Source organism: Acinetobacter sp. Swhac1, assembly GCF_013390985.1.
Classification (GTDB): Bacteria; Pseudomonadota; Gammaproteobacteria; order Pseudomonadales; family Moraxellaceae; genus Acinetobacter; species Acinetobacter towneri.
The window spans coordinates 12,626-36,736 of record NZ_JACASN010000016.1 but is presented as its reverse complement, the minus strand read 5'-3'; the positions used below and the strand labels follow the sequence as shown (position 1 = coordinate 36,736).

20 protein-coding genes and 1 tRNA gene are annotated in these 24,111 nt (G+C 43.4%); 13 read left to right on the top strand and 8 right to left on the bottom strand.

Features of this window, described 5'->3' with window-relative positions:
* Nucleotides 1-46: 46 nt before the first annotated feature.
* Nucleotides 47-133 (bottom strand) — tRNA-Leu (locus HX743_RS09575).
* A 177-nt stretch (nucleotides 134-310) separates the two neighbouring features.
* On the opposite strand from HX743_RS09575, the gene queA reads away from it, so the two are divergent.
* The 3 genes from queA to HX743_RS09560 are packed head-to-tail and all read left to right on the top strand — an operon-like array spanning nucleotide 311 to nucleotide 2,991.
* On the top strand, nucleotides 311-1,348 hold the full coding sequence (queA, locus tag HX743_RS09570) for a tRNA preQ1(34) S-adenosylmethionine ribosyltransferase-isomerase QueA (RefSeq protein WP_178319086.1): 1,038 nt from the start codon (nucleotides 311-313) through the stop codon (nucleotides 1,346-1,348).
* A gap of 25 nt (nucleotides 1,349-1,373) precedes the next feature.
* Nucleotides 1,374-2,402 carry a hypothetical protein gene (locus HX743_RS09565; RefSeq protein ID WP_178319085.1) on the top strand — a complete coding sequence of 343 codons (1,029 nt, stop codon included), beginning with the start codon at nucleotides 1,374-1,376 and terminating at the stop codon, nucleotides 2,400-2,402.
* 22 nt (nucleotides 2,403-2,424) lie between these two features.
* Nucleotides 2,425-2,991, top strand: coding sequence for a LemA family protein (locus HX743_RS09560; protein ID WP_104852521.1), 567 nt, complete (start codon nucleotides 2,425-2,427; stop codon nucleotides 2,989-2,991).
* 80 nt (nucleotides 2,992-3,071) lie between these two features.
* Here the strand turns inward: HX743_RS09560 and HX743_RS09555 are convergent, their stop codons facing one another.
* Nucleotides 3,072-4,022, bottom strand: a complete 951-nt coding sequence (locus tag HX743_RS09555; protein ID WP_178319084.1) for a sensor domain-containing diguanylate cyclase — start codon at nucleotides 4,020-4,022, stop codon at nucleotides 3,072-3,074.
* Between the two features lie 176 nt (nucleotides 4,023-4,198).
* On the opposite strand from HX743_RS09555, the gene HX743_RS09550 reads away from it, so the two are divergent.
* The 5 genes from HX743_RS09550 (at nucleotide 4,199) to secF (ending at nucleotide 9,672) form a co-directional block, all read left to right on the top strand.
* Nucleotides 4,199-5,026, top strand: coding sequence for a DUF4303 domain-containing protein (locus HX743_RS09550; RefSeq protein WP_177156027.1), 828 nt, complete (start codon nucleotides 4,199-4,201; stop codon nucleotides 5,024-5,026).
* 149 nt (nucleotides 5,027-5,175) lie between these two features.
* Complete coding sequence (tgt, locus tag HX743_RS09545; protein ID WP_178319083.1) at nucleotides 5,176-6,306, top strand: tRNA guanosine(34) transglycosylase Tgt; 1,131 nt, start codon at nucleotides 5,176-5,178, stop codon at nucleotides 6,304-6,306.
* A 103-nt stretch (nucleotides 6,307-6,409) separates the two neighbouring features.
* Complete coding sequence (yajC, locus tag HX743_RS09540; RefSeq protein ID WP_004974939.1) at nucleotides 6,410-6,739, top strand: preprotein translocase subunit YajC; 330 nt, start codon at nucleotides 6,410-6,412, stop codon at nucleotides 6,737-6,739.
* A 51-nt stretch (nucleotides 6,740-6,790) separates the two neighbouring features.
* Nucleotides 6,791-8,686, top strand: coding sequence for a protein translocase subunit SecD (gene secD, locus HX743_RS09535; protein WP_104852524.1), 1,896 nt, complete (start codon nucleotides 6,791-6,793; stop codon nucleotides 8,684-8,686).
* An 8-nt stretch (nucleotides 8,687-8,694) separates the two neighbouring features.
* A complete protein-coding gene (gene secF, locus HX743_RS09530; protein ID WP_171525035.1) occupies nucleotides 8,695-9,672 on the top strand; it encodes a protein translocase subunit SecF in 978 nt (325 codons plus the stop codon).
* A 90-nt stretch (nucleotides 9,673-9,762) separates the two neighbouring features.
* On the opposite strand, the gene HX743_RS09520 is transcribed toward secF, so the two are convergent.
* The 5 genes from HX743_RS09520 to cysM form a co-directional block, all read right to left on the bottom strand.
* Nucleotides 9,763-10,416 carry a 4'-phosphopantetheinyl transferase superfamily protein gene (locus tag HX743_RS09520; RefSeq protein ID WP_096902676.1) on the bottom strand — a complete coding sequence of 218 codons (654 nt, stop codon included), beginning with the start codon at nucleotides 10,414-10,416 and terminating at the stop codon, nucleotides 9,763-9,765.
* 75 nt (nucleotides 10,417-10,491) lie between these two features.
* Nucleotides 10,492-12,798 (bottom strand): bifunctional (p)ppGpp synthetase/guanosine-3',5'-bis(diphosphate) 3'-pyrophosphohydrolase, encoded by a 2,307-nt coding sequence (locus HX743_RS09515; protein ID WP_004974935.1) that lies wholly within the window; start codon nucleotides 12,796-12,798, stop codon nucleotides 10,492-10,494.
* A 29-nt stretch (nucleotides 12,799-12,827) separates the two neighbouring features.
* Complete coding sequence (gene rlmD / locus HX743_RS09510) at nucleotides 12,828-14,219, bottom strand: 23S rRNA (uracil(1939)-C(5))-methyltransferase RlmD (RefSeq protein ID WP_178319081.1); 1,392 nt, start codon at nucleotides 14,217-14,219, stop codon at nucleotides 12,828-12,830.
* Nucleotides 14,220-14,225: 6 nt separating this feature from the next.
* Nucleotides 14,226-15,101, bottom strand: coding sequence for a 3'-5' exonuclease (locus tag HX743_RS09505; protein ID WP_004974933.1), 876 nt, complete (start codon nucleotides 15,099-15,101; stop codon nucleotides 14,226-14,228).
* 35 nt (nucleotides 15,102-15,136) lie between these two features.
* Nucleotides 15,137-16,069: a cysteine synthase CysM gene (cysM, locus tag HX743_RS09500; protein ID WP_178319080.1), complete on the bottom strand. Its 933-nt coding sequence runs from the start codon at nucleotides 16,067-16,069 to the stop codon at nucleotides 15,137-15,139.
* Between the two features lie 323 nt (nucleotides 16,070-16,392).
* Here cysM and HX743_RS09495 point away from each other — a divergent pair, with 323 nt between their 5' ends.
* The 5 genes from HX743_RS09495 (at nucleotide 16,393) to rsfS (ending at nucleotide 22,456) form a co-directional block, all read left to right on the top strand.
* Entirely contained in the window at nucleotides 16,393-19,212 is a 2,820-nt protein-coding gene (locus tag HX743_RS09495) for an ATP-binding protein (RefSeq protein WP_178319079.1), read from the top strand.
* 188 nt (nucleotides 19,213-19,400) lie between these two features.
* Nucleotides 19,401-20,186: a crotonase/enoyl-CoA hydratase family protein gene (locus tag HX743_RS09490; protein ID WP_178319078.1), complete on the top strand. Its 786-nt coding sequence runs from the start codon at nucleotides 19,401-19,403 to the stop codon at nucleotides 20,184-20,186.
* A gap of 86 nt (nucleotides 20,187-20,272) precedes the next feature.
* Entirely contained in the window at nucleotides 20,273-21,139 is an 867-nt protein-coding gene (locus HX743_RS09485; protein WP_178319077.1) for an NAD(P)-dependent oxidoreductase, read from the top strand.
* A 45-nt stretch (nucleotides 21,140-21,184) separates the two neighbouring features.
* Nucleotides 21,185-21,979, top strand: a complete 795-nt coding sequence (locus HX743_RS09480; protein WP_178319076.1) for a hydroxypyruvate isomerase family protein — start codon at nucleotides 21,185-21,187, stop codon at nucleotides 21,977-21,979.
* Between the two features lie 75 nt (nucleotides 21,980-22,054).
* Complete coding sequence (gene rsfS, locus HX743_RS09475; protein ID WP_004974926.1) at nucleotides 22,055-22,456, top strand: ribosome silencing factor; 402 nt, start codon at nucleotides 22,055-22,057, stop codon at nucleotides 22,454-22,456.
* A gap of 209 nt (nucleotides 22,457-22,665) precedes the next feature.
* Here the strand turns inward: rsfS and HX743_RS09470 are convergent, their stop codons facing one another.
* The gene (locus tag HX743_RS09470; protein ID WP_004974925.1) at nucleotides 22,666-24,111 is read right to left on the bottom strand and encodes an NAD(P)(+) transhydrogenase (Re/Si-specific) subunit beta; all 1,446 of its coding nucleotides are present in this window, start codon (nucleotides 24,109-24,111) and stop codon (nucleotides 22,666-22,668) included.

Below are 24,111 nucleotides of genomic sequence, written 5' to 3'. Positions count from 1 at the left end.
GATTTATAAGGCTTGGGGCTTTGGAGAATATTAATATTCTAAATCTTGGTCCCGAGGGTCGGACTCGAACCGACACGTCATCTCTGACAGCGGATTTTGAGTCCGCCGCGTCTACCAATTTCACCACCTCGGGTAGGTGTTGATGGGTATAATAAACTTTTTTGACAGCTTGTCAACGCAAGTTTTTTGCAATTGTTTAAAATTAAATCAGCTGTCATTTTTTTGATTTATAATCGACCAATTTCATCCATAAAACCTAAAAAAGCATATACTAGGCGCAGTTTTCCCAGTGTTCTAACTTGTTTTTATCATGCAGCTTTCTGACTTTAATTTTAATCTCCCCGATGAACTCATTGCTCGTTACCCACTAGCAAGTCGTAGCGCCTCTCGTCTGCTGCATCTTGATGCTCAAGGTCAGTATCATGACCATCAATTTACCGACTTACTGAATTTACTCGAAGCGGGCGATTTACTGGTACTTAACGATACCAAAGTCATGAAAGCGCGTCTTAAAGGTAAACGTGCCACAGGCGGTGCAGTAGAAGTTTTAGTTGAACGTCTGCAAGATCAATTTATTGCTCATTGTCATATTAGAGCCAGCAACTCACCAAAAGCTGGTGCAGAACTGTTTATTGGGCCTGATGCCGTAAAAGTGACCGTACAAGGTCGCCATGAAAACTTATTTATTGTCGAGTTTTCGCAGCCTATTTTAGACGTATTGGATGCCTACGGTCAGTTGCCGATTCCACCCTACTTTAACCGCGAAGCAGAAGCGATTGATACCGAGCGTTATCAAACCGTATTTAACGACCCAACAAAACTCGCTAGTGTTGCCGCACCCACTGCCAGCTTGCACTTTGATGAAGCCTTACTGCAACAGCTAGCAGATAAAGGCATTCAAAAAACCTTTGTGACCTTGCACGTGGGCGCAGGTACATTCCTGCCTGTACGTACCGATGATATTGCCAATCACATCATGCACAGTGAATGGTGTGAAGTTTCTGAAGCTGCCGTAGCGCTGATTCGTGAAACCAAAGCACGAGGTAATAAAGTTATTTCAGTGGGTACAACTGCTACCCGTGCCGTGGAAAGTGCAGCTCAAGCCCATTCAGGCGAACTTGCGGCTTGGTCGGGTGATACGCAAATTTTTATTTACCCAGGTTATCAGTTTAAAGTGGTGGATCGTTTGATTACCAATTTCCACTTGCCTGAATCCACCTTATTAATGTTGGTATCTGCGCTTTCAAGCCGTGAAAATGTCATGCAGGCGTATCAACATGCTGTGGCTGAACGCTATCGTTTCTTTAGTTATGGCGATGCCATGCTGATTGATCAAGCTCAAACTTAATTTTCAAACTGTAAAAGAAACCACCATGCCGCTCGATACCGTGCAACACTCCATTCATATTCGACGCAAGAAGAATCAGCGGGTATTTCGTAATATCGCGCGGTTATGGGATATTGGAAAAAAAGCGCAAAGCCATCAAGATATTTTGGATGGCTTGCACCCTTGGCAAGATGACATCACCCTCAAGTTTGAAAATGTTTTGCCTGTTTTGCTTGGCATTATTGGTGTGTTGTTCTGTTTATTGCTCTTGATTCAACCGAGTAACATTTGGCTGCAACTCTGCTTGCTGATTGGGTTGGGCTGCATCTTCTGGGCATTTATTACCTATGAACAAGACGACCCCATTGAAGAAGTCATCACTTTTTTAGAACAAGAAAGCATTGCTCAACGCTATCAACTGGCATGGCAGCAACCACCGCAACATCTTGCCCGAACCCTACAATCCGTTTATTTGATTGCCCATTTAAAAAGTCTGTTCCCTTTATTTAATTTGGGGAATCTGTCCAATGAAATTCGCCGCTACGCCAGTACAGTTTGGCAAGATCAACAAGGCAAGCAGCATCAGGTTTTGGTATTTGAATATCGCTATGTCAGTGAAACCCGCATTAAAGATCAAAATGGCAATGACTACAAAGTACGTGAAGTGGTGCGACATTTATCGGGCGTATTTGTCTTTGATGTGCAGCTACAAGGTTTAGCCGTTACCTCAAACAATAAAACCTTTGGTGCGCCTTATCATGTGCCGTGGCATACCAGTGATATTTGTCTGAATCAAAAACTCAACTTTTTTGGCAGTGATGCAATTCAACTGGCGCGTACGCTCAGCCCTGCAATGGTGTTAAAACTGGATGATTTTTTTCAGCATCAGCAAGGTGATTTGTTATTTCACCCTGAGCGGAACACGCTCTGTTTTTTAGGTAATCGCAACTTGTTTGAAATTTCCAGTAAAGCAAAAAATATTCAAGATATTTCCGCATTGCGTGGACACTTACGCACTTTTAAATTACCTTATTTAGAACAATTACAGACAGATTTGATTGATTTTCTGGACTAAGAAAATCGTCTTGGGGCAAAACATGGGTATCGCAATTTTTCTTTTGGTTGTCATCGTCTTGGTGATGCTGGGCATCATGATTCGTAACAACATCATACGCCACCACAACGCCACCATCCGCGCTTGGGCAGATGTGACCAGTTTTGAACGACAGAAATTAAAAACGCTCGAAGAACTTGCACCAGTGGTCGAACAATATGCAGGCATGGAAAAAGGCACTTTAGAAAAAGTGACTGAACTACGCCAAAATATTATGAACCTGAACATCAACAATGCCGATGTGAGTCAGTTACAACGTGTTGAAGCCTTGAGCAAAGAATTGATGCGCAGCTTAAATGTGGTGGTCGAAAATTACCCTGAACTCAAAGCCGACCAACTATATTTAAAAATGATGCATGAAATTGATGAGCAGAACGAAAATGTCGGTGCTGCGATTACTATTTATAACCGCAATGTCGAGTTGTTTAATAACTATATTCAGGTCTTTCCCAACAACATGATTAACACTGCAACCACAGCGAAAAAACCTGTGCGCGCCTTTCGGGACAACAGTGCAGCACAAAGTTTTGATTATCGTCCAAACTTTTAAGCCATTTAATTCTAAGCCGCTCCTTTGAAATTATTTATAAAAACAGCAAGCACGAAGCTTGCTGTTTTTTCAGATTTCGACTAAACACAAGACTGTGTCAAATACTGCACCTGATTGCGTCCCTTGTTTTTTGCTAGATACAACAACTCATCGGCTGAATGCAGAAAGTCGACCACATTGTGATATTGCTGATTTTGATGATAGCTATTTACGCCAATACTCACAGTGACTTGGGTAATCTCCCCTGTCTTGGTATGTGGAATTTCCAGCGCATATACTGCCTGTCTAAAGTTTTCAGCAAGTTGTACAGCATCTGCCAATGGTGTTTCAGGCAACAGCACCACAAACTCTTCGCCACCAAAGCGAGCCACAAAGTCAGATGCACGAGCAAAGTGTTGTTTAAGCAACTGCGCCACACTAATCAAACAATGATCACCCTGTAAATGTCCATAATTGTCGTTATAAGGCTTGAAATGGTCGATGTCGATAAACAAGAGAGACAATGCATGTTGATGACGCACAGCACGTTTAAATTCGTTTTCTATACGCTCACTGAGCGCCTTTCGATTGGCAACCAAGGTCAGCGGGTCTTGTAAGCTCAAAGCCAGATTTTTGCGACTCAACGCTTCGAGTTCCAACTCCATTTGTTTACGCGCAGAAATATCAAACATGAACCCAATAATCGCCACAGTTTCGTTATTTTCACGAATCACATGCACCACATCACGAATCCAGACATAATCTCCTGTAGCGGTTAAGGCACGATAATCCGCTTCGTGGTCTGTGCCTTGATCGGACAGACTCACACACATATTCACGGTCTTGTCCCGATCTTCAGGATGCATCCGATCAATCCAATCTTGTGCAGTTTTCCAGCTGTCTTGCGTCCAACCCAGTAAAGACTCAATTTGTGGGCCAATATAGCTAAAAGCTTTGGTTTTCCAGTTAATCTGCCACGGAATTGCATTCGTGGTTTCCAAAAGTTTTTTATAGAATTGGTCTTCTTTTAGTGCACTGTTTAATTCACTCATAGCCCACCTCTATGAATTGATTTTAATTACAATTTAACAACTTAAGTGAGCTTTGACTACAATTTGTTTTGTCTTATTGACATTTTTCTCAGCTTTGACACAATCATGAGGTTGAGCAAAATATAAACAACAATTGCTCAAAACATAAATCCCAAAATAAAAAGTAAGCCGATAAAATGTTAGAACATATTGAGAACCTGAAAAACACCCTCATTCAAGAGTTTTTCCAACTCTATGAGCAATATGAACAAGACCAAATTTATGCCTGTGTACTGGTCTTTAATGAATATCTTGGGGTCGATTATTTAGCTGTTTCAAGCCAACGCAGCCTGTTTAATGAACAGGAAGATGAAGCACAATATTTATCTGAAGTAAATAAATGGAATATAGAAAAATGGCGTTATCGCACTCAAGCCAACAATTCTAGCGGTCTGCATCAATTTAAAAATATTTTTGCAGATTATTTTAAACAGCGACATATCTATGGCAATCCTCTGCTGAATTCCAATGACACGCTGCAATACAACCATCTTGAACTTTTACTGGATATATTTCAGCAGGCTAAACAATCTTTATCGGGCGCTTATGGCTTAGATTTAAGCCAAATTCTGTTTTTTATTCATGTGCCCAAACAGGTCGATGTAGAAATCCACTCAGCGCAATTTCTAAACGCTCCAAGTGCTTTGCTCGATGAATTCCTGCACAACAAAGCGCCTCAAACCACGATGGAACAATCCACCGCACAACCCAAGCTCAAACTACAACAAGTGGATAAAGACTTGCTGATTGATCTGGCACAACTTTTAGAAGTGGAACCGTATGATTATTTGAGCATTGCACATGAAGCCTATTTGCTCACATTAGAACCGAGTTTTATTGACAGTAATTTATATATTCAGCGTTTAATTCAGCACGTTGCTGCAATGGACAACCATGAACAAGGGGAGTTTGCCTTACATAAAGAAGAAATTACCCAACGTATTCAGCAATTTTACGCCATGTAAACGCAGTGGATTTAAACAAAATATTTACTCGCAATTTTTACCAAGGAAAACGTATCTCAACTGGCAATTCCGTGCAGAATCTAGGAAAATAGTGCACTTTTAGCATGAACAATCAGCGAACTGTTTTTTCGCCTTGATTTGGAACATATATGAAGTTTGAGAAATTAGGTCAGTCGGGGCGCGCCCGTCGTGGTCGTTTAACACTTGCTCATGGTGTGGTAGAAACCCCTGTGTTTATGCCTGTGGGGACGTATGGCACAGTCAAAGGCATGCTGCCACGCGATATTGAAGAAATTCAGGCACAGGTTATTTTAGGCAATACCTTTCATTTATATTTGCGTCCAGGGCTAGAAGTGATTCAGCAACACGGCGGTCTACATGAATTCATCAAATGGGATAAGCCTATTTTGACTGACTCTGGTGGCTTTCAGGTGTTTAGCTTAGGCGCAATGCGTAAAATTAAAGAAGAAGGTGTGACCTTCCGTTCGCCTATTGATGGCTCAAAGGTTTTTCTTTCGCCTGAAATCTCGATGGAAATTCAAAAAACTTTGAACTCTGACATCGTGATGATTTTTGACGAATGTACGCCTTATCCTACAACGCATGAAGAAGCACAAAAATCTTTGCAATTGTCTTTACGCTGGGCAAAACGCTGTAAAACACATCACCATGATGAACTACAAAACAGCAACGCGCTGTTCGGGATTATTCAAGGCGGTATGTACGAAGATTTACGTGTTGAATCTTTAAACGGCTTACTTGAAATTGGTTTTGATGGTTATGCCATTGGCGGTCTTTCGGTGGGTGAACCGAAAGAAGAAATGATCAAAGTACTGGATTATTTGCCAGCTAAAATGCCAGAAGATAAACCACGTTATTTGATGGGCGTCGGCAAGCCAGAAGATATTGTGGAAGCAATTCGTCGTGGCGTCGATATGTTCGACTGCGTGATGCCAACCCGTAATGCGCGCAATGGTCATTACTTTGTAACCGATGGCTTGGTGCGTATTCGTAACAGTAAGTATCGTCATGACCAAAGCCCGCTCGATCCACATTGTGATTGCTATACTTGCAAGAACTTTACCCGCGCTTATTTGTTTCATTTAGAAAAATGTGGCGAAATGTTGGGGTCAATGTTGGGCACTATTCATAACTTACGTTATTACCAACGCTTTACCCAAGATATTCGCAATGCCTTAGATAACGGCACTTTCGATGAATTTGTACAGGACTTTTATGCCCGTCGTGGCCTAGAAGTACCGCCTTGTCCTGAAGATTAGTCTTTTCAGTATTTGCGCTGAGTAAAAAGACAAGGTAAATTGCAGAACAAACCCAATTTATTATCAGATCACTGATCGCCAGTTTTTAGTTTAGGAAAATGAAATGAGCCTTTTTATTTCGACCGCTCACGCAGCAGGTGAAGCTGCACAACAACCAAGCCTTGTGGCTAACCTTTTAATGATTGCAGTCTTCATTGCAATTTTCTACTTCCTGATTTGGCGTCCACAATCAAAGCGTGCCAAAGAGCATCGTACACTGATTGAAAGCTTGGGCGTAGGCAGTGAAGTGGTATTCGCAGGTGGTCTTATGGGTAAAATCACGAAAATTGAAGGTGATTTTGCAGTGGTAGAGCTGAACCGTGGTGTAGAAGTAAAAGTACAACGCGCGAGTGTCATTTCAGTTCTTCCTGAAGGCACATTAAACAACCTCTAATCAAAAAGAGTCGTGCTCACGCACGACTTTTTCATTTTAAGAAGAAAATAAATGCGTTACCCAGCATGGAAATATCTGCTCATCCTCGTTGTTCTTGTGGTGAGTACATTATATGCCCTGCCTAGCTTGTATCCAGATGAACCTGCTGTTCAAATTTCAGGTGCCAAAGCTGGTACCCAAATTGATCAAAGCATCATACAAAAAGCAGAGCAAATTTTACAATCAGAAAATATTGCCAGTCATGACAACAGCTTTACCAACAATGCTGCATTGTTGCGTTTAGACACCTCAGAAGCCCAACTCAAAGCCAAAGAAGCTTTACGTCGCGGTTTAGGTGATGACTATGTCGTGGCACTGAACCTTGCGCCAACCACACCAGAATGGCTACAAAAAATTGGTGCAAAACCAATGAAACTCGGTCTGGACTTACGTGGTGGTGTGCACTTCTTATTAGAAGTGGATATGGACAAGGCCATCAGCCAGCGTATGGAAACTTCAGCCACCGATTTACGCCGTCAATTGCGTGACAACAAGCTGAAATTTAATAGCCTTTCGCTGAATAACAACACCATCACCCTACAGTTTGCCAATAATGCAGACCGTGATGCAGTGATGGATTTCTTGCGTCGTAACGGCAATGAATACACACAGCAAGCTGTAGCCACCACAGAAGGCTCTAGCTTACGTCTGAACTATACCGATGTCCGTAAACAGGAAATTCAGTCGTATGCGGTCAATCAGAACTTAACTACTTTACGTAACCGTATTAACGAGTTAGGTGTGGCTGAAGCTTTGGTACAAACTCAAGGTAGCAACCGTATTGTAGTGGAATTGCCAGGCGTACAAGATACTGCTGAAGCGAAGCGTGTACTCGGTCGTACTGCGAACCTCGAATTCCGTTTGGTGTCTGACTTAAATGATCAATATATTGATCCGTACACAGGTCAGACTACAGGTACAGTACCACCTGGCACAGAAGCGTTTGCCTTTGAATCTTTGGACAGTGGTCGCCAATTATTATTGAACCGCAGCCGTATTTTAACGGGTGAGCGTGTTCAAAATGCGTCGAGTGGTTTTAGCCAAGATACAGGCGGTGCAGAAGTTAACATTACCCTTGATGCTGCGGGCGGTAAACTCATGGCAGATGCGACACGTAACGCTGTGGGTAAACGTATGGCGGTATTGTTTATTGAAAATAAACAACGTATTAGCTATGTGACCGATGAAACTGGCACACAAACTGAAGTGCGTACCCCGTACACCGAATCTGTCGTCATTAATGCTGCAACCATTCAGGCGGTATTGGGTTCGCAGTTCCGTATTACAGGTCTAGATTCCCCACAAGAAGCCTCTGAATTGGCCTTGATGCTTCGTGCAGGTGCCTTGGCAGCGCCAATGTACTTTGTTGAAGAACGTGTGATTGGTCCAAGCTTGGGTCAAGAAAACATTGATAAAGGTGTCTTGTCGACTCAGATTGGCTTCATTTTGGTCGCAATCTGGATGGTGGTGTTCTTCCGTCTGTTTGGTCTGATTGCCAACTTCGCTTTAGTGTTTAACTTAGCCATGATTTTAACCGTCATGTCTTGGATTGGTGCATCACTCACCTTGCCTGGTATTGCGGGTATCGTAATTACCATTGGTATGGCGGTGGATGCCAACGTCTTGATTTGTGAGCGAATACGAGAGGAAATTAAGTGGGGCGCCTCGCCCAAACAAGCCATTGTGGCAGGTTATGACCGAGCGTATAACACTATTTTCGACTCGAACTTAACCACATTTTTGGTGGCATTCATTCTATTTGCGATTGGTACAGGCCCAATCAAAGGCTTTGCTGTGACGCTCATGATTGGTATTGTCTGCTCGATGTTTACTGCAATTACAGTGACCCGTGCAATTGTACAAATCATCTACGGCAAAAAACGTAACTTGAAAAAGTTGAGCATTTAAGGAGATCACTGATGACTGAGAATACTCAACTGCCTTCAAAAAAATACGGTCGCCCTGATGATGAGCGCGTGATTCCGTTTATGAAGATTGCTTTGCCTGCGGCATTGCTTTCTATTCTATTAACGGTCGCCAGTATCTTCTTCATTGCCACCAAAGGTTTAAACTTAGGTTTGGACTTTACTGGCGGTATTGCGGCAGAACTCAACTATAGCAATCCTGTAAAAGCCACTGATGTTTCTAACGCATTGGTCAAAGCAGGCTTTAACGACCCTGTGGTACAAACGCTTGGTTCAGACCGCGACCTAATGGTACGTATGCCTGTGCAAGAAGATGTTGAAGCAGAAGACTTAACCAAAGCAATTACTGCTGCGGTACAACTACCAAATAACACGGCAACTGTGCCAAAGGTAGATGTGGTTGGTGGTCAAGTCGGTAATGAGCTGTACGTACGTTCTGCGGGCGCTGTAGCTTTAGCGCTGTTATTGATGTTGGTATACGTCACCATTCGCTTTGAATTCAAACTGGCAATGGGTGCGGTACTGTCATTGTTCCACGATATTGTGGTGACACTGGGTATTTTTGCCATGATGCAATGGCCATTTGACCTGACTGTATTGGCAGCGTTATTGGCGATTATTGGCTTCTCACTCAACGATAACATTGTTGTATCTGACCGTATTCGTGAAAACTTCCGTAAAATCCGTGGTGCAACACCACTTGAAGTGGTAAACATTGCGCTGACAGAAACTTTACGTCGTACCATTCACACCTCTATGACCCTATTATTGGTTGTAGTCGCGATGATGCTCATGGGTGGTGATGGTCTGAAATGGTTCTCGATTGCGATGTTTGTGGGTGTCTTTGTCGGAACATATTCATCTATTTACATTGGTACAGCCTTTGCCTTATGGCGCGGTTTGAACCGTCAGGACTTCATTGTTCAAGTCAAACCTGAATTTGAAGGTGAAGAGCAAGAAATTCCTTAATGCATTTCTGCTGACACCAACATTCAAGCCTATCTTCGGATAGGCTTTTTTGTGCCTTAGCATTGCGATATTTACGCTGACGTTGCGATGTTAATGCTGAATAATATGAATCTGTGGAAATTGAAAGCCTACGCAAGATGGCGCTGCTCGCCATGCTACGGTCAACATACAATCTGATAAACGAAAGTTTTGATAGGCAAAATGCCCAATCTGTGGATGATGACAAATGCCGCCCTGTGCATTGGGATGCATACGAGTATCCAACTCATTCAGGCTTAAACGAATCCCTAAACCTGATGCTTTCAGCACTGCTTCTTTAGTTGTCCAGACACGAAACCAATAATCAGCGTCGTGTTCCAAATCTTGCCAGTATTGGAGTTCATTGGGATGAAACGCATGTTGTGCCAAGGCATCGAAACGCACCTTACGGTCTAAGTCCTCGACATCTACGCCAACATCGAGCAATTCAAAACTGCTTACCAAAGCATAATGCTGACGGCTATGACTATGGTTAAACTGCAATTGAGGGAATGCTGTCAAAAATGGCTTGCCATGTGGGTTACGCTCAATATCGCTGTTTTGAATATCGTGTTCTAAGTATCCAGAAAGCAATTGATTCCGATGCCGATAAATAGCCTGTTTTTGCTGTTGAATCTGTTCACTGCGTACAGCACTTGGATCGGGACTAAAAATCTGCTGAATGCGGCTAACATTCACACAAATTTTTTTAGGTGTTTTATTCATCCGCCCTTCTCCATTTTGGCTGAAATACGATAGAAAAAAACCAGCAAACATGCTGGTTTTTTAAAGCGTGCTCGCTTAGCTGCCTTGCACCAAACGACGTGCGCTGATAATCCCTGGTTGCTGCTCTAAACGTGCCAACAAACGAGAAAGTTGCGCCAAGCCTTTAACCTCAATTAACAATTTCATATTGGCGATACCATCACTTTCAGAAATAGTATTCACCTGACGAATGTTAATTTGATCGGCAAAAATCACTTGGGTTAAGTCTTTGAGCAAACCACGGCGGTCATAGGCTTCCACCACAATTTGCACGCTTTGACCACGGGTTGGCTGCATTTCCCAATCGGCTTCTACCGCACGTTCAGGTTCGTTGCCAATCATACGCACATAGTCCGAACACGCCACTTTGTGAATACTCACACCACGGTTCAGGGTAATATACCCCGCAATCGCTTCACCATGCACAGGCTGACAGCATTGTGCGATATGCAGTTCAACGTTATCCAAACCATCAATCAAAATGCCATGTGCCGATAAGGTATGGCTGGCACGTGGGTTCAAGGTTGGCTTCAACACCAGTTCAGGTTCATCCTGATCTAAGTGCATGTGACGATTGACCTGATTAATTAAGGCATGCAGGCTAATATCACCATTCACCAAACCAATCAGAATGTCTTCACCTGTTTTGACGTTAAAGTGATTGCAATAATCATTTAAATCAATACTTTTTGGATGAATCGCCAAACGTGACAATTCTTTATTGAGCACTTCACGCCCAACTTCCAGATTTTTACTGCGGTCTTGCTGTCTAAACCAATGACGCAGCTTATCGCGCGCACGTGCTGTCTTAATATAACCTAAAGAATTCACCAACCAATCACGGTTCGGTTCACGGTCTTTTTTGGTCAAAATCTCGACCTGCTCGCCTGTTTTTAAAGTATAGGTGAGCGGCACATAGCGCTGATTGACCCGTGCGGCATAGCATTTATTGCCGACTTCGGTATGCACATGATAAGCAAAGTCCAGCACCGTTGAGCCACGTGGCAATTCTTTAATATCACCATCACGGCTGAACACATAAATTTTCTCAAAATCTTCAAACTCTTGGATTTGTTCAAAATTTTCAGAATCATCATCTTCTTTATGTGCGCTGGCATCGTTACGTTCCTGATAATGCTCCAAAACAGAACGCAAAGAATGTAAACGATGATTAAACGAATGGTCTGTGGCTTTAGAACCTTCTTTATAATTAAAGTGTGAACATACCCCAAGCTCGGCTTCTTCGTGCATATCTAGGGTACGAATTTGCACTTCAAGCGACTTGTTTTCTGCAATTACGGCAGTATGCAATGAGCGATAACCATTGGCTTTTGGATTGGTAATGTAATCATCAAACTGGTGCGGAATATGCCGCCACAATTGATGTACGATGCCCAAAGAGTGGTAACACTCTGGAATGGTTTTCACCAAAACACGTACAGCACGAATGTCATAGAGCTGATCGAAGCTGAGGTTTTTACTCTTCATTTTTCGATAAATCGAATAAATGTGTTTCACCCGCCCGCTAATTTCGGCATGAATACCATTATTGCCCAGCTCTGTACGCAATTGCTCAATTACGTTTTGAATGTAGTTTTCACGCTCCAAACGCTTTTCATTCAGTAACGTCGCAATTTCTTTATAACGGTCTGGCGCCAAATAACGGAAGGCTAAATCTTCGAGTTCCCATTTCAGTTGGGCAATGCCTAAACGGTGTGCCAATGGCGAGTAAATGGTTAAAATTTCTCGCGCCACACGCTCCTGACGTTCTTTGGAAGCGGTTGCCAACTCACGTAATGAATAGGTACGTTCTGCCAGTTTAATTAGCACCACGCGCACATCTTCCGTCATGGAAATCAGCATTTTATAAATGCCTGTTAAATGTTCACGCTGGTTATTATTAAAATGGTCTTCTAAACGCTTATTTTTCTCAATCAGTTCAGACAACTTACCCATCGACAAGGTGCCTTTGATCAAGCCATAAACTGCTTCACCAAATTCTTCACGCACTTCATCTAACTGCATGACATTTTCACGCACGCTACGATAGAGCATGGCTGCAGACAAAGTGTCTTCATCGACATGCAAGTGCGCTAAAATATTCGCCATCTCAATACCTGTATATAAGGTATGCGATGGATGACTGACGTCTGTTTCCAGCTCTTTTTTCAGGGTGTAATTGGCAACGCGTTCTAATTGTTCAAGTGCCGCCCCATCGTAAATCCCGCGTACTCGGTCTAGCCATTCTGCTAAATCCTGTCGGGCTTGCTCGGCATGTTCTACAGTCGTTTCCTCAGACAGTTCATTTAAACGTCCAGGAAGTTGTTCACGTACTGTGACCATACCCTTCTCCTACCTCTATGTACTTCATATTATAAATCGTTTATTTGCTTTTCTTTCTCAAACAAGGCAATGGATTCGACATGCCCCGTATGCGGAAACATATCCATCACGCCTGCTTTTTTCAATTGATAGCCCTGCTTGACCAATACACCTGCATCCCTTGCGAGTGTGGCTGGATTACAAGACACATAAACGATTCTATCTGCGCCAAATTTGGGCACATAATACATCACTTCCTCTGCGCCTGAACGCGGAGGGTCAATTAATAATGCCTCAAATCCTTGATTTGCCCAAGAATGATGCGAAAAATCTTTTGTTAAATCTTGTGAATAAAACTTAACATTGTCTAAATCATTACGTTGTGCATTCTCTGCACCACGCTGCACCATTTGCTCTGAACCCTCTACAGCAACCACCTTTCCTGTTGCACCTACACAACGTGCAAGCGGCAATGAAAAGTTGCCTAATCCACAAAACAGATCAAGCACCCGATCACCTGATTTTAAGTTAAGCAAATCACATGCCAGCTTAACCATTTGTGGATTAATTGTAGAATTGACTTGGGTAAAGTCTTGGGGATGAAAGCCAAAATTCACATCAAAATCATCTAAACGATAATGCAAACGCATTGCTGCGTGCGGATCATCAACCCGATGCAAACTGTCTGGACCTTCAGGCTGCAAATACAATTGCCAGTGTTTCTGTAACGCAAACTGCTGTAACTGGTTGATATCGGCTGCAGATAGTTGTTCTGTATGCCTTACCACCAAAGCAATCTCTTGATCTCCCATTGCCAATTCTATATGACCAATATGGGCTTTGCCTGTTAGACTTTGGAGTAGCTGCTTGATTCGTGTTAACGAACCAAATGCCTGATCCAACACCATACAGCGGTCAATTGAGGTCAATTTATTGCTATTACGCTCACGAAAACCGACCACCAATTTGTCTTGACTGGCAATATAACACACCCCAACACGGGCTTTACGGCGATAATCTTCACGCTGTGAACGCAAAGGCGCTAACCATTCTTCAGGCTGAATTTGCGCAAAATGTTGCAGATGCGACTGCAACACCTGTTGTTTGAGATGAATCTGCTCATCCAACTGAATATGCTGCATGCTACAACCACCGCAACGCTGATAATGTGGACATTGTGGCGTAACCCGTAATGCCGAAGGCTCACCCAGTACTTCTAGACACTCAGCTTCTTCTAAGCGTTTGTTACTATGCGTAATTTTGGCGCGTACTGTTTCACCAGGCAATGCGCCCTCTATAAAAACTGTTTTCCCCTGCTTCTCGGCTGGATGACCCGACTGAGCTGTGTAGTGTGCAATCCCGCGCCCTTCATGTGACAACGATTCCACCTGAAAGCAATATTCAGCCTGCTGCGTGGTACGGTTTTTACTGCGATGTTTCATATCAGTCTAAATATCGGAAGATGGGGAAGATTGAAAAGGCATCACGGATTCATTTGAAGGCGTGGTGACACTTTGTTCAGGAAAATCTGTACGGGTAAATTCAGTTTGCTGCGAACTGTGCTGCCACACGCTTAAAAAGTCTGCATGCTGCGGCTGAGTATGCAAATATTGAATGGTATGCTGTACCCATAAAGTATGCTCTTCAAGCAGCAATTGCCCTTTGAGCAGCAGCCAACGCAAATAAATCAACCAAGTATTTAAGACATCGCCTTCACAATAACGCGTCAGCCTTGACCATTCGCCGCTTTGCATAAATGCAGGAACATGATAGCCCGCATCTACACGTTTACCCGGAAAACCTAGCAAATACGCAATGTCATCCAACTTTTGAAAATGACGACCATTAAACATTGCCATCACATCCATTAAATCGACATGACGCTGATGGTAACGGTTTTGATAATTGTTATAGCGCTTTTGCTGATCAATCTCGCCCTGATCAAATAAACTTGGTGCAGACAGCCCGTGATACATGGCGCGGAATAAAATCACTGGCAAATCAAACTGCGAACCGTTCCAACTGACCAAAGTCGGATGACGCTTATCAAAAATAGACAAAAACTTTTTCAGCATTGTCGCTTCGCTGTCGTGTTCACGGCTAAAGGAAAACAGCTTCATGCCGTGTTCATCAATCCACAGGCCCGAAATACATACAATTTCATGCAAAGGCAAACGCTGAAAATCGGTGCCCGCTTCTTGGCGACGCAGCTTCATTAAAGCTTGTTCAAGCTCTGCTTCGGGTAAATCAAGTTGATATAAATGCGCGCCTGACTTCAAATCGGTAACGGTTTCTATATCGAAAATCAGCACAGGTAAACGCATAAAATCTTACTCAATGGGTGATAGAAAAATGAATATCACGATTCAGTATCTTGAACAGAGAACAAACCTGTCGATAAATAACGATCACCACGGTCACAAACAATACAAACAATCACTGCATCTGGATTTTCTTCGGCAATTTTTAAAGCTGCCCATACCGCACCGCCTGAAGATGTTCCCGCACTGATGCCTTCTTTTTGCGCCAGTTTGCGCATGGTTTTTTCAGCTTCAATTTGCGGAATATCAATAATACGATCAACACGGCTACGGTCAAAAATAGTCGGTAAATAGGCTTCAGGCCAGCGACGGATACCTGCAATGCTTGAACCGTCGGAAGGCTGTAAACCAATAATTTGAATATCTGGGTTTTGTTCTTTTAAATATTTAGACACGCCCATAATGGTACCTGTGGTACCCATAGAACTGACAAAGTGAGTGATTTTTCCACCCGTTTGCTGCCAAATTTCAGGGCCCGTGGTCAGATAGTGTGCCTGCACATTGTCAGGATTACCAAATTGATTCAGCACCAAGCCTTTGCCTTCACGTTGCATTTGCAAAGCCAAATCACGTGCACCTTCCATGCCTTGGGCTTTGGTCACTTCAATCAGTTCAGCCCCATAAGCCCGCATAGCATCTTTACGCTCCTGACTCATATTATCAGGCATGATCAGCTGCATTTTATAACCACGCATGGCTGCTACCATTGCCAAAGCAATGCCTGTGTTACCACTGGTTGCTTCAATTAAAGTATCACCTGGTCGAATTTCACCGCGTTTTTCTGCCTGCATAATCATGTTATAGGCAGGACGGTCTTTGACCGAACCCGCAGGGTTATTCCCTTCCAGTTTTGCCAAAACCGTTGCCTGCGTATGTTGAGCCAAACGCTGCAAACGCACCAATGGGGTTTTGCCCACATAATGGTCTAATAAAAACTCATCACTTTGGAAATCTGGTTGGGTATCACGCATGCTCTGTACCAATATTAAGGTGGGCTTATTGTATGAAAAAATGCACCTTCCTGCACGTTTTTCACTGGCTTTTTCTCAAATCGACAAGAGTCTGTCGAGAATTTATGCATTCCTTTACATCGTTGCTGCCTCTCATTGCTTTGACTTATTTTTTATCGCTTCAAGCACGTCAAATAGCGTTTAAATCCACACGACTTAACTTCTTATAAACGACCTACTCATCTATGAAAATCGGCATCACTAGCACAGAAGCAGATGAAAACACAGTCAGCCGAAATAAAGCATGCTAAACTGCCTTGCATAAGGATTAAACTGCATAAACCATGTCAAATATCAACAAAAAGTTATTTAAGCGCTTGCACTTAAATCATGCTTATGGACAGCTGATTGCGCTCATTTTTGTGCCAATTATGATTTTGGCATGTGTTGGAACCATGCTGGTTCTATCTGAAACCTCTAACGCAGCCAAAGCACAACAGCGGCAAATGGCAATTGCAATTTTGACCCGATTTGAATTACCGTCTGAAGCGGCCTTACATCAATTGTCTAGCTTTCCATGGAAGTACGAAGAAGCACGTTCTTATATGCAAAATATGATGAACGAAAAGCATTTGATTCGTACTGCACTGATTGATGCCTCAGGTACACGACGCTTAAGCATGGGCTTTCAAGACCAAGCAGGTTGGCCAAAATTTCCAAAAAATGCCGAGTTTTTTGGCCCAATTCTATATAACAATAATCATGTTTATGGCATGCAAGTGCAGCAAGACATCAACCGACCTGCATGGTTATTGATTGAGTTAGACAATCAACCGCTACAAATTGCCCGCTATCGAGTCATGATTGTCTTGATTGCCACGGGTTTACTGACCTTATTACTGTTATTGCTGTGTCTGAATTTCTATTCACGTCGCTGGATTGCACCGATGTATGAAATTCGCATGCAGTTGCAACGTCTGAATGCCGATACGCTTGATCAACACATGGTGATTAACAGTACGGGTGAACTGCGTTTATTACAGCGTGATATTGCCAATGTGGTCAAACGCCTGCATTTCAGCTTTTTAGAACTCAAAGAACACACCGAACAAACCGAAGATGACTTGCGTCGTACCCTCGATACTTTGGAAGTACAGAACATCACTTATCGTCAGGCACGTGACCAAGCGATTTCTGCCAACCAGTCTAAATCGGTATTTTTAGCCAACATCAGCCACGAACTCAGAACACCGCTAAACAGTATTGATGGTTTTATCCACCTGTTATTGCGTCAGGAAAATCTGAGCAATGAACAGAATTTGTATTTACAGACTATTCGTAAATCATCGGCGCATCTTTTAGCACTTATTAATGACGTATTGGATTTTTCTAAAATTGATGCAGGCAAACTGGAGCTGGATACCGCACCCTTTGATTTAGAAGAAGCTATTTTTGATGTGATGGATATGCTCTCGCCATTGGCTGCGCAAAAGCACATCAACATGGCCTTTTATTTTGCCAATAATGTGCCGCAATATGTGCTGGGCGATGCTTTACGTTTCAAGCAAATTTTAACCAATTTAATTTCCAATGCGATTAAATTCACCCCCGATGGTGAAATTATTGTACGGGCGCGGGTAGAACATGATGATATTGGACAATGTCTGATTCACTTTAGCGTCCAAGATAGCGGTATTGGTTTAAGCGGCACGGACCGTAAAAAACTGTTTGAGTCGTTCTCTCAGGGTGATACTTCGGTCACGCGTCAATTTGGTGGTACAGGGTTAGGTTTGGCTATTTCCAAACAGTTGGTGCATTTAATGCAAGGTCAAATTGGCTTTGAAGACAATCAAGAACGTGCCCCAACCGAAAAAGGCTCGACCTTCTGGTTTACTGCCTTGTTTACGATAGATGAGGCCCATGCTCAGCAGCATCCAACTTTTAAAGAGATTCAGGTGGTGTCGTATTTGGCGCACCCTGCCACAGCCAATATCTTGCGTCATTATCTTGAAAATTATGCGGTGCGACATGTTGAAGCCGCTTCAATTCTAGATTTATTTAGCCGCTTAAAAGATGTATCTGACCTGCAAGACAATACTTGGTTGATTGTTGACCATAGCGGCGACACTGAAGCCTTGTTAAAAGAAATTCGTACCCGTTATCAAGGCAACTTGGCGGTATATGGCTATCAAATGGCGCTAGACCCAAGCCTATTAAATGAATATCGTGCACGGGCTTTGTATCAACCGCTTAGCCGTTCTGCCCTAATTGACTTACTCAACAATGAAAACAGTTTTGATGAACAGGAGTCTGCATCATTTGATGGTAAAGGCCTGCACGTTTTAGCGGTGGATGACCATCTACCAAACCTGATTGTACTCGAAGCCTTGTTAGGCGAACTGAATGTGACCACCACCAAAGCGCAAAGTGGTCAGGAAGCTTTGGGGTTTTTGCAGCAACGCATTGAGCAGGGACAGCAACCATTTGACCTGATCTTTATGGATATTCAAATGCCTGTGATGTCGGGGGTAGATACCACCCGTGCGATTCGTTCTTTAGAATCGACTTTGGAAAATCACAAACGCTTACCTATTATTGCCCTCACCGCGCATGCTCTTGCCGATGAAAAGCAAAAATTACTCAAAGTCGGTATGGATGACTATGTCACCAAACCGATTCAGATTAAACAAATCATCCAAATTTTAACCCATTGGACCACGCAAAGTTTTAATAAACCGCCTGCGGTAGATAAAGCCATTGTAATTGAAGCACTTGATCCAGACGTGCTGAACTGGCAACAAAGTCTGATGCTCGCTGCCAACAAAGAAGACCTTGCGGTAGATTTACTGAAAATGCTGGTCGACAGTTTTGCCACCGAATTAAATGAAATGGAGCAACTGATTGAACTGGAAGATTTTCCGCAACTCGAGCACGTACTGCATCGTCTATATGGTGCAACCCGTTATGTTGGCACACCAAACCTGCAGGATGTCACAGGCTCATTTGAACAGTTTGTATCGACCCTGCGCAAGGAACGTCGTAAAGCCGACGAACTCTTTGTGCAGGAAGTGCTGAATCGTTATCAGGAGCTAAAAGCCTGCATCCAACAAGTGGAACATGCAGCAGAACATATTTTTGCTCAACACACAGCAACTGGTTCGTAGTGAATCTGGGATGAATAGCATTTCGTCAAAACAAAAATAGCGTTTTAAATACACGTTTCACAAACAGCATCGCATGATTTTTAGGAATCATTTCAGGCAGAGTCCACCGTTTTGGCCGTGACTCTGCTGTCATTTATCTTAGGTCTGTGCATGCTATGCTTTGCCCAGTCAAAACAAGAGTTCACAACATGACCTTACTTCGTATTGAAAAAAATAATGGCATTGCAATCGTTTCCTTAAACCGTCCAGATAAGCGCAATGCGATGAGCTTTGCCCTGCTCAAGGAATTGGTACGCACCGCAGAAAAACTGAAAAAAGACCGCAGTTTACGTTGTGTAATTTTAACAGGTGAAGCACAAGTTTTTAGTGCAGGCATTGATTTAGCCGACCTCAACAATCCACAAAACCGTGCTTTTGCAGCTTGGGAACTGATTAAACCGGGGCAAAGTCTATTCCAAAAAGCATTTTTGGTTTGGCAGAAGTTACCTGTACCTGTCATTGCAGCAATGCAAGGTTATTGTTTTGGTGCAGGCATGCAACTGGCGTTGGCTGCCGACATTCGTATTGCACATCCTGACACACAAATGTCGATCATGGAAAGCCGCTGGGGCTTAGTGCCAGACATGGGACTCAGCCGTTCTTTAAAAGGTTTGATTGGTTTAGACCTTGCCAAAGAATTAACCCTCACCGCACGTATTTTTGATGCAAACTATGCCAAAGAGATTGGATTAGTGACACATCTTACCGATAGCCCATTACAACAAGCACAAGTACTTGCTGAAGAAATTGCACAGCGCTCTCCCGATGCTTTGGCAGCAGCCAAACAAGTATTGGATGCCATGGAACACACGCCTGCAAAATCTTTACGCTTAGAAAAAATTTGGCAATTAAAATTATTATTGGGTAAAAATAGCCAACTGGCACGTAAAAAGGATAAGAATCCAGAAGTACGCTTTGCCCCACGTCAATTTTAATCGCAAAATCTGCTGCCTACTTTGACCAAAGGCGAGATTGACATTTCGCCAAGGGCTTGTAATGTAGGAAAAAAGGAGAACTCGCTATGCACTTTGACCATGACACACAAATCGCTTTTTTAGGTATGGGACTCATGGGCACGCGCATGGCGACCCGCTTAATTCAGGCGGGTTATAAGGTCGCAGTATGGAACCGCAGCCCTGCTGCATGCGAACCGTTAATCAATGCAGGTGCTAAACCGCTTCAGCTTCAAGAGATCGGGCAATACCCTGTCATTTTGACCTGTTTAGCCGATGATCATGCAGTTCAAAGCGTATTTGATCAAATTGAACCATACTTAACCACACAACAAGTCATTGTTGATTTTTCCAGCTTATCGGTTGCACAAACCAAAGCCCTTGCACAACAAGCCAAGCAAAAACACGTGACTTGGATTGACTCACCTGTATCTGGTGGCACCGCGGGAGCAGAACAAGGTACGCTAGTAATTTTTGCAGGTGGCGATGCCAACACTATTGAAAAATTAAGCCCAATTTATGCGGTGCTGTCACAACGTGTGACCCGCATGGGCGAAACCGCAACAGGACAAGCCACCAAAATTTGCAATCAATTGATTGTTGCCGCAAATAGTACCTTAATTGCAGAAGCCGTTGCCCTTGCTGCTCAAGCAGGTGTAGATACACAGCTACTTGCCCCAGCTTTGGCAGGTGGTTTTGCCGACTCGAAACCGTTTCAGATTTTAACTCCACGTATGGCAACTCACAGTTTTGAGCCTGTGCAATGGAAAGTCCAAACCCTGTCTAAAGATTTAAACAATGCCTTACAACTGGCAGCGCAATTTCAGTTACAGATTCCTGTGGCAGAAAAAGCCCTTTCACAACTGCAAGCCCATCAAGCCAAGGGTTTTGCAGAAGCAGATTTAGCCACCATTATTCATCAGGTCGAAGCTTAATCGGCTTGATTCCTGATCCAACCTTTGCCTGCAAGGAGCACCTGCATGTCTAAACTGGCGGTTAATCTGTCGATGATTTTTACCGAAGTGCCTTTAATTGAACGCTTTGCCCTTGCACGCGAACATGGTTTTCAGCATGTTGAAATTCAATTTCCCTATGAGCTGAGTATTGAGCAGATTCAAACCCAACTCACACTCCACCAACTCAGCCTGTGTTTAATCAATGTCCCTGCGGGTGACCTCATGCAAGGCGGCAATGGTTTGGCGGGCGTACCCGGGAAAGAGATTGAATTTCATCATGCCTTAGAGTTAGCCATCCGCTATGCCACGGCATTAAATGTCCCTAGCGTCAATATTTTGGCAGGCAAACAACCTGTCGATGCCGATTTACTGCCTTGCTTAAACACACTGGCAGAAAACCTAAAACTGGCCTGCTCGATGCTCACTCAACATCATATTCAGCCTGTCTTTGAAATGATTAATGGCACCGACATGCCACGCTTTTTAGTACAAAATATTGCGCAAGCTCAAGAGATGCTAGAAGCAGTCAAACATCCTGCTCTTAAAATACAATACGACTGTTATCACATGGCGATGATGGGTGAAGATGTGCTGAGCGCATTGCAAGAAAACATTCAGGATATTGGTCATATCCAGTTTGCCGACAATCCAGGACGCCATGAACCCGATTCAGGCGAGCTAGACTATACTACTATTTTCAAATGGTTACAGCACAGTGCTTATTCAGGCTATATCGCTGCAGAATACCGCCCAAGTCTGGCGTCAAATCAATCATTTGCATGGAAAGACAAATACTTTCCCTCAAATCAAAGTGGTTAAAATTAAACCGATTTGAAATTTCAGGCTAAAACAGCTATATTAGAGGATGAATAATTTTAGGAAATTATACACCCCATGAATTTAGAACCATCGCCCGGCGCTTCTAATTCTCACGATCTTGCAATGAATACCCAAAAGCATGACGTACAAACTTGTCTTAAAGTTGTACATGAAGCTCTCCTTGATGTAAAAGCCAAAGAAATTGTTGAACTTGATGTCAGCAGCATCAGCAATGTTTCAGATGCCATTGTGATTGCTAGCGGTACATCAACTCGCCACGTAAAATCTCTTGCCGACAATGTTGCCGAAGAAGCGCGCAAAGCAGGCTTCCGCCCAATTGGTATTGAAGGTGAACGTGATGCAGAATGGATCTTGGTCGATCTTGGTATGGTAGTGGTTCACATCATGCTACCAACAGCACGTAAATTCTACGACCTAGAAAGCTTATGGCGCACTACGCCTGAGTCTGTTGCTTAATACAACAGCTCACTTGAGCAGCCTTAAAGATACACAAAAAGCGACTTTCAAATAAGTCGCTTTTTTAATGCGGATCTTTTGAAGTTTAGATCTCTAATCGTTTTTATATCGTATTAACCTACCCTAACCAAATTCCCTATCTCAACTGACCACTTTACATCAGCCATAAAAAACCGCCCGAAGGCGGTTTCATCTCTAGGAACAGTGTCTTAGTGACCTGTACCGTTGATTGATTTAGTCATATCTTCCACAACTTTCTTGGCATCACCAAAAATCATCATGGTCTTGTCGTTATAGAACAAGTCGTTGTCTAGACCCGCATAACCTGTTGCCATTGAGCGCTTGATGACCATAATGGTACGTGCTTTATGCGCTTCAAGAATTGGCATGCCGTAAATTGGCGAGTTTGGATCGTCTTTTGCCGCAGGGTTAACTACGTCATTTGCACCAATCACCAACACCACATCTGTTGCAGGGAAATCTGAGTTGATTTCGTCCATTTCTAAGATGTCTTCATACGGTACGTCAGCTTCTGCAAGCAATACGTTCATGTGACCCGGCATACGACCTGCCACTGGGTGAATCGCAAAACGCACAGTTACACCTTGCTCTTTTAACAAGTTGGCTAATTCTTTGACTGCATTCTGTGCACGACCTTGCGCCATACCATAGCCCGGTACAATCACCACGCTGTCTGCATTTGACATCAAGAAGCCAGCATCATCTGCAGAACCTGAACGGTAGTTACGTTGCACTTGCGCACCCGCTGCTGCCGTTGGTGCTGCTGCACCGCCCATCGCACCACCAAACAATACGTTGATGATTGAACGGTTCATGGCTTTACACATGATGTAAGACAGAATCGCACCTGAAGAACCGACCAACGAGCCTGCAACAATCAGCATGTTGTTTTCAAGTGTGAAACCAATACCTGCTGCAGCCCAACCTGAGAATGAGTTCAACAATGACACCACAACTGGCATGTCACCGCCACCCACTGGTGCAATCCATACCCAACCGAATGCCAAGGCTAAACCTGTCATTGCCCAGAATGAAGTCATGTTACCGCTCAGGAAGAAGTGAATCCCGAAACCGAGCATAGCAAGGAAAATTAACGCTTGAACAGGTTTTACCCATGCACCCGAAATGGTTTTTGCCCATTTCTTTGCCGCCAATTTACCGTATGCAAAAACAGATGCGGTAAAGGTAATCGCCCCCACGAAACAGCCTACAAACAATTCAAATAAATGAACTTTGCTCATTTCATGGAAAGTAATGCCATTTGCAGCCAACAAGTCTGGACCAAGTTCGATTAACTTGTTGTTATGAATAATCGCAGCAATCGCAATTAAAACTGCAGCCAAACCGACTAAAGAGTGCATTAACGCTACAGTTTCAGGCATTTGAGTCATTGGCACCGTACGTGCGCGGGCAATACCCACCACCGCACCTGCTGCCATAGCTGCCAGAATCATCCACACAACTGGATTGTCTGCCACAAAGAATGTAGTCAAGACTGCAATCGCCATTGCGATCATGCCGTAACGGTTGCCCGCAATCGCAGTTTTAGGCCCAGACAAACCACGTAAAGTTAAGATAAAGAGCACAGCCCCGATTAAATAGAACCAGTCTGCATATTCACGAATAAATTCCAT